The organism is Virgibacillus salexigens (genome assembly GCF_000723585.1).
GTDB classification, from domain to species: Bacteria; Bacillota; Bacilli; order Bacillales; family Amphibacillaceae; genus Virgibacillus; species Virgibacillus salexigens.
In genome coordinates this window covers 1,754,594-1,767,140 of sequence record NZ_CCDP010000001.1, presented here as the reverse complement: position 1 = coordinate 1,767,140, position 12,547 = coordinate 1,754,594, and the positions used below count along the sequence as shown (strand labels likewise).

The 12,547-nt window shown below is 36.0% G+C and carries 11 protein-coding genes; 6 read left to right on the top strand and 5 right to left on the bottom strand.

Going from position 1 to position 12,547, the window contains the following annotated elements; genetic code table 11:
- Nucleotides 1-196 precede the first annotated feature (196 nt).
- Both BN990_RS08040 and zapA read right to left on the bottom strand, forming a co-directional pair.
- Entirely contained in the window at nucleotides 197-751 is a 555-nt protein-coding gene (locus BN990_RS08040) for a CvpA family protein (protein ID WP_038243321.1), read from the bottom strand.
- A 4-nt stretch (nucleotides 752-755) separates the two neighbouring features.
- The gene (gene zapA, locus BN990_RS08035) at nucleotides 756-1,019 is read right to left on the bottom strand and encodes a cell division protein ZapA (protein WP_021290926.1); all 264 of its coding nucleotides are present in this window, start codon (nucleotides 1,017-1,019) and stop codon (nucleotides 756-758) included.
- 343 nt (nucleotides 1,020-1,362) lie between these two features.
- Here zapA and rnhC point away from each other — a divergent pair, with 343 nt between their 5' ends.
- Nucleotides 1,363-2,319 carry a ribonuclease HIII gene (rnhC, locus tag BN990_RS08030; RefSeq protein ID WP_337588252.1) on the top strand — a complete coding sequence of 319 codons (957 nt, stop codon included), beginning with the start codon at nucleotides 1,363-1,365 and terminating at the stop codon, nucleotides 2,317-2,319.
- 44 nt (nucleotides 2,320-2,363) lie between these two features.
- Here the strand turns inward: rnhC and pheT are convergent, their stop codons facing one another.
- The 3 genes from pheT to BN990_RS08015 form a co-directional block, all read right to left on the bottom strand.
- Nucleotides 2,364-4,790 (bottom strand): phenylalanine--tRNA ligase subunit beta, encoded by a 2,427-nt coding sequence (gene pheT / locus BN990_RS08025; RefSeq protein ID WP_021290924.1) that lies wholly within the window; start codon nucleotides 4,788-4,790, stop codon nucleotides 2,364-2,366.
- Nucleotides 4,791-4,805: 15 nt separating this feature from the next.
- Entirely contained in the window at nucleotides 4,806-5,840 is a 1,035-nt protein-coding gene (pheS, locus tag BN990_RS08020; RefSeq protein ID WP_021290923.1) for a phenylalanine--tRNA ligase subunit alpha, read from the bottom strand.
- 403 nt (nucleotides 5,841-6,243) lie between these two features.
- Complete coding sequence (locus BN990_RS08015; RefSeq protein ID WP_031335474.1) at nucleotides 6,244-6,984, bottom strand: TrmH family RNA methyltransferase; 741 nt, start codon at nucleotides 6,982-6,984, stop codon at nucleotides 6,244-6,246.
- Between the two features lie 128 nt (nucleotides 6,985-7,112).
- On the opposite strand from BN990_RS08015, the gene sspI reads away from it, so the two are divergent.
- The 5 genes from sspI to BN990_RS07990 all read left to right on the top strand — a co-directional run bounded on the left by sspI (nucleotide 7,113) and on the right by BN990_RS07990 (nucleotide 12,529).
- Nucleotides 7,113-7,334 carry a small acid-soluble spore protein SspI gene (sspI, locus tag BN990_RS08010; RefSeq protein WP_021290921.1) on the top strand — a complete coding sequence of 74 codons (222 nt, stop codon included), beginning with the start codon at nucleotides 7,113-7,115 and terminating at the stop codon, nucleotides 7,332-7,334.
- Nucleotides 7,335-7,892: 558 nt separating this feature from the next.
- Entirely contained in the window at nucleotides 7,893-9,461 is a 1,569-nt protein-coding gene (locus BN990_RS08005) for a DUF6583 family protein (RefSeq protein ID WP_038243316.1), read from the top strand.
- A 53-nt stretch (nucleotides 9,462-9,514) separates the two neighbouring features.
- The gene (locus tag BN990_RS08000) at nucleotides 9,515-10,735 is read left to right on the top strand and encodes an ABC transporter permease (protein ID WP_038243314.1); all 1,221 of its coding nucleotides are present in this window, start codon (nucleotides 9,515-9,517) and stop codon (nucleotides 10,733-10,735) included.
- Nucleotides 10,732-11,874 carry an ABC transporter permease gene (locus BN990_RS07995; RefSeq protein ID WP_038243310.1) on the top strand — a complete coding sequence of 381 codons (1,143 nt, stop codon included), beginning with the start codon at nucleotides 10,732-10,734 and terminating at the stop codon, nucleotides 11,872-11,874. Before BN990_RS08000 ends, BN990_RS07995 begins: the two co-directional genes overlap by 4 nt.
- On the top strand, nucleotides 11,858-12,529 hold the full coding sequence (locus BN990_RS07990) for an ABC transporter ATP-binding protein (protein ID WP_021290917.1): 672 nt from the start codon (nucleotides 11,858-11,860) through the stop codon (nucleotides 12,527-12,529). Before BN990_RS07995 ends, BN990_RS07990 begins: the two co-directional genes overlap by 17 nt.
- The last annotated feature ends 18 nt before the right edge of the window (nucleotides 12,530-12,547 follow it).

Genomic DNA, 12,547 nt, shown 5'->3' with positions numbered 1-12,547 from the left:
TCAGTTGACCATCCAAGATGAGTACTTTATGCTGTTTCGTTACACACCAGAGTTATACAGCTTCGGATATTTTAGAGCGGCTGAACGACGGTTCCTTGCCTATCAAACTTATAAAAAGACTGGTCCCAACCAGTTACTTATTTGTACCTTCATACAATGTAATCCTGTTGATTAGAACCAGCCTTTTCAATATTTATTAATTTGTAAACATATCTGCCATATGATTAAACCATAATTCCTTAATTTTTTCAGAAAAATACGGCGTATGTTCAATCATAAATAAAGCGATTGAAGAATCATTAATCCATGTTTGGACCTGGACAACCGGTACTAATGCTAAAATATATAAAACAATAAACAATAGTAAGTAGATTTCAATAAATCCTAAAATAGAACCTAGAAGTTTATTGACTGAATTTAAAATTGGTAACGAAGCAACAAAATCTAGCATCGATGCTATCAGTTGAAGGATAATTCTTACTGCAATAAAAATAATCACAAACGCAATTGCATTATAGAATCCATTTTCTAATGGCAATGCTTGTAAGAATTCCGCCCATTCACCGTTTTCTCCTAAGTCAGGATAAGGAATCCATAATGAAAGTTTCGGTCCTAAATCGTCATAATAAAGAGCCGCCGCTACGAAAGCTGCTATAAAGCCCACAATATGAAATAATTGAAGAATAAACCCTCTTTTTAAACCGATTAAAAAACCGAAAATCAATAATATTAATAGTACGATATCCATCATTTTTTTATTTATCCTCTTTCTTTTTTAATGACCCTAATAAAGATGCGTAGTCCTCTTTTAATTTTAAATAGTCATTCATTGTATTTACAGCTGTTAACACAGCCAATCTCGTAGTGTCAAGCTGCCGATTTGCCTGTTGAATTTCACTCATTTTTTGATCAACTAAGCTAGCGACCAATTTGACGTGGCTTTGGGCTTCTGTGCCAATGATCGTATAAGTTCGATTATGTATTTCCACAGTCGTACGTGTTTTTTCTTCCTGGGCCACGTGTTTACCCTCCTCAGAATCTAAATTGTGTTTTTGTATAGAAGGATAGCTACGAATAGAGCTATACCGTTATATTTGTTACTTACCTACTAGCCGCTTGTAACAGAAAATGATCACAAGCTTATAAATTTAGATGTAGTACAGCGAACTAAGCTGATAGCAACCAATGAGAAATGCCAATGTACTTTATTAGTTGCTTCAGTAGGATTTTATGCCTTTGTACTCATCTTATCTTAACATGAAGTATATCGTTTAGGAAACTGTCGACTACTGTAAATGAATCCAACCATTTTTTGTAAATGTATTTCTAAATCGAACAAGGTTTGCTATAGTTTTAGTTACAATGAAGATTGGAGAGATTCATATGCCTCAGGCAGTCTATAAACTTTCACAGCAAACAATATACCAAATGAAGCACTACTATCAAAGCTCGTTAACCACTACACCTCAAGGAGCAATATTTCGAGCTAAAACACCCGAGGCAGTTATTACCGCTTATAAGTCAGGCAAGGTTCTTTTTCAAGGTGCAGCACCAGAAAAAGAATCAAAAAAATGGGCAAACACTAATGAAGTGGTTGCACCTAAAGCAGCATCTCGTTCACAGAGGACACCTCATGCCTTTGTCCCACCAACTACCTTATACACATCCAACCATATGGGTACGGATGAAGCTGGTACGGGAGATTATTTTGGTCCAATAACCGTAGCAGGCGTTTATCTAACTCAAGACCAAATTCATTACTTAAAAACCATTGGTGTCACGGATTCGAAGACAATAACCGATACAAAAATTCGTGAATTAGCGAAAAAAATTACTGCTATGAATATACCGTATTCGCTTATGGTTTTACGCAATGAAAAATATAATCAACTGCAAAAAAAGGGATGGTCACAAGGGAAGATGAAAGCAGTTCTTCATCAACACGCCATTAACAAATTACAAGAGAAAATACAAGGGCAGCAAATAGAAGGTATCATTATTGATCAATTTTGTGAGCCGCCTATCTACCAGCGGCATATACGATCCGAACAATTATCTTTATTACCTCACACCTACTTTCTAACCAAAGCCGAAAGCTATTCTACAGCCGTTGCAGCTGGTTCGATTATTGCAAGAGCTAGCTTTTTAAAAGAGATGGATGCCTTATCAAAATCTACCGGGATGACACTACCAAAAGGTGCATCAAAAAAAGTCGATGAAACCATTGCGCAGATCATCCATAAATATGGATGGGATTTCTTAAACAAATGCGGGAAGACACATTTCGCTAATACTAAAAAAGCGAATACCTACTTATAAGTTTTAAAAAAAGACAATGAGCCACTAGCTCACTGTCTTTTTATTTAAGAGCGAATATATGCTTGATATTTCTGTGTTACTTCCTCAATAATTTTTTCAAACGATGCTTGTATTTCTTCATCCGTTAAGGTTTTTTCGGGGTCTTGATAAACCAAGCTATATGCTACTGACTTTTTGCCTGCCTCCATGTGTTCCCCTTGATAAACATCAAATACATCAACCTGTTTAACTAACGGCGCCCCTGCCTCTGCTATCGTCTTTTTCACTTCTCCAGCCAAGACATCTTTATCCAATACAAAGGCAATATCTCTAACTATTGAAGGATACTTTGGAATTGTTTTATAAGTCAGAGATGGAGTATAGGCATAAAATACCTCATCCATATTAATGTCAAAAACATACGTTTCTTTTAAGTCCCATTGTTTCTGCAAGCTAGGATGTACTTGCCCGAGGAAACCGATTCTCTTATGACCGAGCTTTAATTCCGCTGTTCTACCAGGGTGCATATCCGCAATCTTAGCTTGATTAAATGAAACAGAGACATCTAAATAATCAAACAGCTTTTCTACGATGCCTTTTAGCACATAAAAGTCTACCGTTTTATTATCCTGTTGCCAAGGGTGATCCATCCATTTCCCTGATATTGCTCCAGCCAATCGGAGACGCTCATCAGGTTGTTTCGTTAATTCTCTTTCTTTCGTTAAGAAAACACTGCCTAATTCATAATAGGCAAGATCGATTTGATTTCTTGCTTGATTATGTGAAATGACACGTAGTAATTCAGGCAATAGACTTTGGCGTAAGTATTTATGATCTTCACTCATAGGAAGCTTTAATTCAATAGGAACAAACTGTCCTTCCTTAATTTCTGGACTAATTAATTTGGATACCGCATTATCACTTATTAATGTATACGTACGGCTCTCCATCAGACCAGCGCCCTCTAATAAGCTCTTTACTTTTCGGATCATTGCCTGTTTATTTGTTAATGCTCCAGCCTGTGATGCACCTGCCGGAAGGGTGTACGGCAACTGATCATAGCCATAAATACGAGCCACTTCTTCTAACATGTCTTCAAAGATGGTGATATCCCCACGGCGAGTTGGTACAGACACAGTAATTTGGTCGTCATGTTGTTCGAATGCAAATTGTAATCGATGCAGTATATCAACGATCTGCTTCGTTTCCAATTCTGTACCAAGGCGTTTATTGATTTCAGTAGTGTCCATTTCCACTTGCTTCTCGGTTTGGTCCAATTCATCAAATTCTACAACATGTTTTAAAATGGTGGCATCTGCATACTGCTCTAATAATTCACAAGCACGTAATCCTGCTAATTTAACACGGTTTGGGTCAATACCCTTTTCAAATCGTGTACTGGATTCACTTCGTAAACCGGTTGATTTCACAGCATTTCTTACAGCATTCCCGGCAAAAAATGCAGCTTCAAGTAATACATTGGTTGTACCTTCTGTTACCTCTGTATTCAACCCGCCCATTACACCAGCTAATGCAATCGGCTCCTTGCCATTGGTTATGACAAGATGTTCATTAGACAAGGTTCTTTCTTGTTCATCTAATGTAACAATTGCTTCTTCTTCCTTTGCCCGACGCACTACAATCTTATCTGAATCTAATTTATCATAATCGAATGCATGCAGTGGCTGACCGTATTCTAACAAAACATAATTAGTAATATCCACTACATTGTTAATTGGTCTGATCCCGGCGGCAATTAAGTAATTACGCATCCATAGCGGAGAGGGGTTAATCGTTACATTACGAATGATGAATGCCCCATAATAGGGATTCCATTCTGGTGCTTCTACCTCAACAGAAATAAACTGATGCGCGTCTTCCTCTACCATGGCAGGTTTTGGATTCGGAAGCTTAACAGGTTGATCAAGTATAGCTGCCACTTCATAAGCAACACCTAACATAGATAAACAATCTGCTCGATTTGGAGTTAAATCAAATTCCAAAATAGCATCGTTCAAATTTAGAATTGGCTCTACTGGCTCTCCTACCGTTACAGCCTCTGGAAAAACAAAGATACCTTCAGCCACATCTTTTGGTACATATTTTTCTTCAATACCTAATTCTTGCAATGAACAAATCATCCCATTTGATTCAACACCGCGTAATTTTACTTTTTTAATTTTAAAGTCTCCCGGAAGAACAGCACCAGGCTTTGCTACCGCAACTTTTTGCCCTTGCGCTACATTAGGTGCACCACAAATAATTTGTAACGTTTCTTCCCCTACATCCACTTGACAAAGATTTAATTTATCAGCATTCGGATGCTTTTCACAAGAACGAATATAACCAACAACAACATTTTCGCTTTTTTCTGCTACATACTCTATTCCATCCACTTCAATACCAGATTTTGTGATCTTTTCTGCCAATTCTTCTGGACTAATTGAACCTATGTTTACATAATTCTTTAGCCAATTTAATGAAACTAACATGTCTCAGCTTCCTCCCTACGCATTATGGTATTGCTTCAAAAACCGGATATCATTTGTGTAAAATTGACGAATATCATTAATGCCATATTTTAGCATTGCGATCCGTTCAGGCCCCATTCCAAATGCAAAACCGCTATATACTTCTGGATTATATCCAGCCATAGATAATACATTTGGATGTACCATTCCAGCTCCCAATATTTCAATCCAGCCAGAGCCTTTACAAACCGAACATCCATCTCCATGACATACTTTACATGAAATGTCCATCTCTACCGAAGGTTCTGTAAAAGGGAAAAAGCTTGGTCGTAATCGGATTTCACGATCCTCCCCATACATTTTCTTAGCAAAAGTATCTAAGATCCCTTTTAAATCACTCATCCGAACATGCTTATCAACATATAATCCTTCAATTTGTGTGAATTGATGTGAATGTGTAGCATCATCTGTGTCACGACGATAAACTTTTCCTGGCGAAATCATTTTTACTGGTTTATTTCCACCATACTCTCTCATCGTTCGGGCTTGTACGGGTGATGTCTGTGTACGCATAAGCAATTCGTTTGAAATAAAAAAGGTGTCCTGCATATCTCTTGCTGGGTGGTTCTTTGGTAAATTTAACGATTCAAAATTATAAAAATCAGTCTCTACTTCAGGACCTTCTCTTACTTCAAATCCCATTCCTATAAATAAATCCTCTATTTCTTCAATAACTTTTGTTAGTAAATGCGGGCCTCCAATTTTTACTGGTCGACCTGGAAGGGTAACATCGATTGCTTCTTTTTCTAATTGTTTTTCAAGTGCAATTTGTTCCAGTTTTTCTCCTTTTTCCTCAAGTGTCGTTGTAATCTTCTCACGAACCTGATTTGCTAATTCCCCTACAACTGGCCTTTCTTCCTTCGATAGTTTGCCCATACCACGAAGCACACTCGTTAAAGACCCTTTTTTACCTAGATAGGTAACTTTAATATCTTGAAGTGTTTTCGTATCATTTGCATTTGCAATTTTTTCTAGCGCTTCTTTTTCAATTGCTTGTAACTGCTCTCTCATTTTTGGCACTGCCTCCTTTTTTATCTACCTTTTCAGTGTAATTGTAAACAACGGCAATTCAGACTTTTGTTCAATCTTTAAATAAATTGCATATAAAAAGCCTCCTCCCAACAAGGGACGAGGCTTTGTCTTCGCGGTACCACCCTATTTAACACATCCCTAGAAACTACGCAGAATGTGCTCAACTTCTTCCTGATAACGGAATCGATCCGGAATACCTTTACTTGTTTACAAGGTCCAAGTATCTGCTCCAGAGTGAAATGATAACTTCCAATATGATGAAATGCTTCCAGTCTATGGCATTCCTCCCTATAATCATATGATAGTAGGGTTATCGGTCTCCTTCAACGCATTACATATTATTGTATTTATATTATAGAGAATTTATTTTAAGGATGCAACATTATCCTTTTAAATAATACATAAGAATTCCTGCAGCAACACTTACATTTAAAGATTCCGCATCACCATAAATAGGAATTGTTACTATTTTATTAGCATCTAAAAGAAATTCTTGTTTTATCCCATTACCTTCATTACCTACAATTAATGCTGTTTTTTGTGATGGCTTGAGCGTTGCATAATTTTCTGCATGCTCTAATGCTGTAGCCCACACTTCGAACCCAAGTTCCTGAAGTCGTTTTATTTCTATTTGAAGATCAGCCTGTCTTACAGGTATATGAAATAAAGAACCTTGAGTGGATCGAATTACTTTATCATTAAAGATATCAACTGTATCTTCTCCAACAATTATTTCAGAAAACCCAGCTGCATCTGCTGTACGAATCATTGTACCTAGATTCCCAGGATCTTGAATTGCATCTACAAGTAATACTTGGCCTTTTGAGACTGGTACATACTCTTCTTTCATGGTTATAATTGCAGCAATCCCTTGCGGAGAATTCGTCTGTGAAATCATACCAAATACTTGTTCACTTACGAATACAGTTGGTATGTCATTACAAAATTCAGGAATATGATTCCCTTCCTGAAGAATAATCTCATTTAATTGCCAGTTACTTTTCCAAGCTTCTTCCACTAAATGAAATCCTTCTATCAAAAATGTGCCAGTCTTGAATCGTTCTTTGCGCTTATGTAATTTTTTCCATACCTTTACTTTGTCATTCTTGACAGAAGTAATCAATATCATCATTCCTCACTATTTAGTGTCTATCCTATCATACATATTTTAAGCAATATAGGTCAAACTAACTCTAGTCTAGTTCTAGACACTTAGCTAGTAGTACTACTTTATCTAATGAGGTGAGGAATTTGGATTTAAATTTACGTAAAGCCATCTTGTCGAATATTGCTTCCAATGATCAAGAGCAATTAGAAGCAACCATTGTTGACGCTGTTCAAAATGGGGAAGAAAAAATGCTTCCTGGTCTTGGTGTTTTGTTTGAATTGATATGGAAACATTCAGATGAACAAGACAAACAAGATATGATTGAAGCACTAGAGCAAGGAGTAAAACAATCTACAAACGGATAAGTGTATATTTTGATCATTCCTTCTCTCCTATACGCATTCGTTAAAAACAAATCAAGAAAGTACTTGCTAACTTGTAGAGAACCCCCGCGATTCTCTACAAGTTTTTGCTTCATATGAATGATAATGTTAGAAACGTTAACAACTCTTCACTTGAATCTTTTAGATAATTGTTTTAAATAAGAACAATTAACCAAAAAGTACTAGAGATACGTTAAAATCAACATGAACTTGCTTTGTTTTAATCACTCAAAAAATAATAATTTTAATTTTGGATTTAGATATTTTTTCCTATCTTCAAAAACGCAAGTGATAAAAGATGCGTTAACTAAAAAAATTACCGGATTCTAATTATTATTTTTAGGTCTTAAATCCTGGTTTTTTGTTTGAATTCAAAGCATTAAACACGCTAGAATCATCAGCATCAAATGAACAGATCTGGAACAATTTGACTACGTTTTAGTAAAGTGATATAACCAATTCAGATACTTCATTGTTATCCTTTTTAGGTATTGTTAATACATATAATTATGAAGTAGAAATAGAGAGGGGAAATGTTTTATGGGAGAAACACGAAGGGGTAAATTGTCGCCTAAAACACTCATTGCTATTGTTATTGGAGCAGTGATATTAATAGGGGGAAGTGTTTCGGCATTTATTTTTTCTAATTTATCCGGAAAACAAGAATATTTTTTAGCGGAGAAGAATTCTATTGAGGTGCTTACTGAAAAATTCGAAGAACGTTACGAACCAGAGATGAGCTGGTTAGAACAAACCGAAGAAAACCCAACAGAATCTACCGTAGAATTATCAGCAGAGTATAATAATCCAAACGGCTCCGCAGGATATGGCCAAATGGATCCGTCACAGTTTATTAATAACTCGACCATCACAATGAAGAATACTACCGACATGGAAAACAAGAAATTGTCTTCCGAGTTAACTGCAGATATTGGAGGCATCCAAATTGACGGTCTCCAATTTTACCTTACTGGTGAAAAACTAATGGTCGGTCTTCCTTTCATTGAAGATTTACTTTCGGTAAAAGGGAATGACATTGGTAGTATGCTACATGAATTAGATCCTTCTAGCTTTACAGGAGAAGAAAAAGTGGATTTTGCAAGCTTTTTTGAAGGATCGTTATCTGAAGAGGACTTAGATTATTTTAAAGAGGCGTATGGAGAGATGATCTACAATGAAATCCCCGAAGACGCATTTAAAGCCCAAGAAGAAACAATTAAAGTCAACGATCAATCGCTTGACACTGAAAAAGTTACCATGCAATTAAGTGAAAATGAAGTAAAACAAATACTAACAACCATTTTGGATAAGTTAGAAAAAGACGAAAAAGTAAAAGAAATATTAAGTCAGCAGATGAAGTTGCAACAATTAGGCGGGACGGCCATGAATAGTGAAATGGAACAAATGATCACTGACTTTGAAACAGGCTTAGCAGATGCAAAAGAAGCATTAACCGATTTGCAAATACCTAATGGGTTAACATCAACAATTTGGATTCATGACGATGTGATCGCCCAACGAGATTTTCAAGTTCAGATGGGGCCTTCATCTGAAGAATTAGTTACATTAGCAGTAAAAGGAACACAACTATTGAAAGAAGACAGTCAAGTGTTTAATTATGATGTAACTTTTGAAGATTCGGTTGATCAAGGTAAGATGAATTTAGCTGGCGACCTATCTTGGAAAGATAATAAAGCAACCGATTCTATTAATCTAACAATTGGAGATATTGTTCTTTCGTATAACGGTACTGAAACGTTAGATGATAATAAACGGGAGTTTGAACGTACCTTCTCCATCGAAGATCCTGCTAACGGCGGAGGTAGTCTACTATGGAACGGTTCATCCACTTATAATAATGATCAAATGAACGCTGAACATGACTTCTCTTTAGAAACAGCTACTTTAAGTCAAGAGATGGCATCACTGCATGCTGGAGTAAGTGGTAAAACGGTAGACAGCGTGAAGATTCCTGAAGGAAACAGTGAAAAAGATTTGGGGAATATGAACGCTGAACAATTAATGCAGTATTTCGAAACAGACGTGACTCCTAAATTCCAGCAATGGTTTTTCGGAAAACTTTCTGAATCTGGCAATATGGGGTTTTAAATAGAACATAAAAACTTCTAGATTCATAATTTTTTAAGAATGGAAGTGCTCCTATGCATTTCATTAAAATCTTGTTACTTTTAATCAACAGGAACAGGGTGCAAATCCAGAGGAAGTGGCTCACACTTCCTCTTCTTTTCCTTTTTCCATTTATCATTATCGGAATGGTTTTTGTCATTATTGTCTCATTTCTCTTACCTAATGAATCGCAACCAATTCAGTTAGGGCTGGTTGATAACGACCAATCAGAAGAAACGCAGTTACTTTTAGAGATGATGACAGAAGCTTCAGAACTTGGCTCTTACATACAAATAGATAGCATGAATGAAAATGAAGCAGTACAAGCAGTAGAAAATAATCAATTAAGCTCCTATATTATCTTCCCAGAATATTTTACAAAGCATCTTTATCAGGGGGTTTCTGTAGAATTACCGGTTATCGGAAATGCTAACCAACCTATTCGAAGCCAAATGATAAATGAGTTAATTGAAAGTGTAGCAAGACATATTCGATCTTCACAGGCGAATGTCCTAACCATTAATCATTATGCAAAGGAGATGCAATTAAGTGATCAAGAAAGAAACGCGCTAGTTTTTGAACAATTCAAAGAATTTGTCTTCTATACCATTGGTAGAGATCGGATTATCAATGAACAACAATTAATTAATCAAGCGACGAACAATCCTCTATCCTATTTTAGCTTAGCTGGTTGGTTTGTTGTCCTAACAATTTGGATGTTTTTGATGTATATGTTGCTTTACAAAGAAGAAAGAAAAAAAATGCAGCAGCGACTTGCGTTATACGGAGTCTCAGAATTACAACAAATAGTAGCAAAAGTGATCACAAGTGGTCTGTTTGTCTTTCCTTTAGCAATTGGTCTGTTTTTCATTATCCAACCGTTTGTACAACGGGAAATACAGGGGCTTGGTATCTGGAGAATATTGCTGATAAGCGGAATGTATAGTATTGGATTTCTCATTGGATTAGCTATTATCGAAAGGATAATAGCTTCTTACCGCTTGCAATTACTCATTCAGACGTTTTATACCATTGCAATCCTTCTCTTAAGTGGTGCAATCGTTCCAACGATCTACTTTCCACAAGAAATTCAAAAAGGTTTGACTTTGGTATTTTCTAGTGAAGCATTCCACTGGTTACAAGAGATTATGCTAACAAACCGTTCCTTTGTCGATATACTCCCACTTCTCGGCATGATGGTAGCTAGTATTTTTATTTTGCTTGGTTTTTCAGCCATTAAGGAGCGATTACGATGAAATCCATCTTACAAACACGGATAATATTTTGGAAACATCAAATTTTTTCTCTATTGTTTTGGTTATTGCTCCCTATCATTGCTGTCATATCTATCACCTTCCTATCAGAGTCGATTCAGGAAGATAGCAATATACCCGTTGGGCTTGTAATCGAAGAAGACACACCAATGGCCGAAAATCTGAAAGAGAACATAAACCAAGCAGCAATGATCCATGTAGACATCTTAGATGAAGATAAGGCTTTAGCTCAATTGGAAAAGCACGAACTGGATAGCGTTTTTATTATAAGAGATGGCTATCAGCAACAGATCAAAAAAGGTAGTAGAAATCAATTAATTACAAGTTACAGTTCGGATTTATCATTTGCTTATACACCCGTTTCAGAAATGATTGCGTCTTTTGTACAAGAAGAAACAGGTAGGTCCAAGGCAGCCTATACGGTGTTAAACCTTGCTAAAACCCATTATGAGAATCATTCATGGACATGGGAGGAAATTGTTGCTAAAAGTAAACAAATCCAAATGGATCAAGAATTGTTACAAACAACATTTACCTATGCTAACAGTCAATCGGAAGAAACAACAAATTCAATACTGATCTGGAATACATGGGGACTATGGGCGCTATTTTCTATATTATCAACTTTCTTTCTATTTGATTGGATAATAAAAGAAAAACGGTCATCCTTACGTCCCCGATTTGCTTTTATCCGTTATTCATTTAAAACCTATTGCTTGCAAAATCTCATTATCTACACCTTACTATTTTTGATTACAGACCTTATCGCTATACTTGCCTTTAATATTATTCTCGGGGAGGGGATCCACCCCACAGATGTATGGAATGTATTTTCCTTCCGGTTAATGATGAATAGCTTAGTCTTTCTTATAGCTATAAGGGTGACAAATCTCATTTTTTATTATAGCTTATCATTTATCCTTACATTGATCATGACAATTTCGAGTGGCGTAATACTGCCAGTAGAAAGAATTACCAATCATTTTCCGCTGCTTGAAGTGATTCATCCACTACAGATATTCATGGATGCGAACGTCCATCATATTTGGCTATATGTAACAATTACACTTATTGTAATATGGTTTTTAAGAAAGGAGAAGTCTAATGCTTACGGTAAATAATTTATCTATGTCATATGGTAAGAATCAAATCTTTTCGGATTTAACCTTTACCATTCATTCAGGTGAGATCGTAGGCTTAGTCGGTGAAAATGGTGCAGGGAAATCTACGTTGTTAAGGGTATTAGCTACACTACAAAAACCAAAATCAGGAACTGTTCAATTAAACAACTTCACTTATTTAGCCGATAAAAATAAAATACGACGACTTATTGGTTTTGTACCACAGGAAATAGCTATTTGGGATGAATTTACAGTAAAAGAGAACATGCTTTTCTTTGAAAAATTATCATGGAAAAAACGTTCAGAATCAGAACTTCGTCAATTCTGTCTTGAAATGAATTTAGACCAATGGAATAAACCCGTTAAGACATTATCAGGTGGTATGAAAAGAAAGCTCAACATGGCTATCAGTTTAATACATGACCCTTATCTAATTTTACTAGATGAGCCAACTGTCGGTATTGACCTAAAGTCAAAAAAAGAAATAAAAAATTACTTACATGATTTAGCAAATAACAAAGGGAAAGTAATTGTGTATACCTCCCATGATATGGATGAAATTAACACCCTATGTTCACGTGTTTTGTGTATTGGAAATGACCCTTTTTATAAAGATATTCTCAAAAAGGCTGGAAAAAACATCCACGTTTTTTGAAAATCCTATTGCTTCTCG

What these genes read in the sequence shown, in the direction of transcription:
- BN990_RS08040 (WP_038243321.1), bottom strand. Translation starts at nt 751, where the DNA reads ATGATGGATATCGTACTATTAATATTATTGATTTTCGGTTTTTTAATC.
- BN990_RS08000 (WP_038243314.1), top strand. Translation starts at nt 9,515, where the DNA reads ATGCATTTCATTAAAATCTTGTTACTTTTAATCAACAGGAACAGGGTG.
- BN990_RS07995 (WP_038243310.1), top strand. Translation starts at nt 10,732, where the DNA reads ATGAAATCCATCTTACAAACACGGATAATATTTTGGAAACATCAAATT.
- pheT (WP_021290924.1), bottom strand. Translation starts at nt 4,790, where the DNA reads ATGTTAGTTTCATTAAATTGGCTAAAGAATTATGTAAACATAGGTTCA.
- pheS (WP_021290923.1), bottom strand. Translation starts at nt 5,840, where the DNA reads ATGAGAGAGCAGTTACAAGCAATTGAAAAAGAAGCGCTAGAAAAAATT.
- rnhC (WP_337588252.1), top strand. Translation starts at nt 1,363, where the DNA reads ATGAAGATTGGAGAGATTCATATGCCTCAGGCAGTCTATAAACTTTCA.
- BN990_RS08005 (WP_038243316.1), top strand. Translation starts at nt 7,893, where the DNA reads ATGGGAGAAACACGAAGGGGTAAATTGTCGCCTAAAACACTCATTGCT.
- BN990_RS07990 (WP_021290917.1), top strand. Translation starts at nt 11,858, where the DNA reads ATGCTTACGGTAAATAATTTATCTATGTCATATGGTAAGAATCAAATC.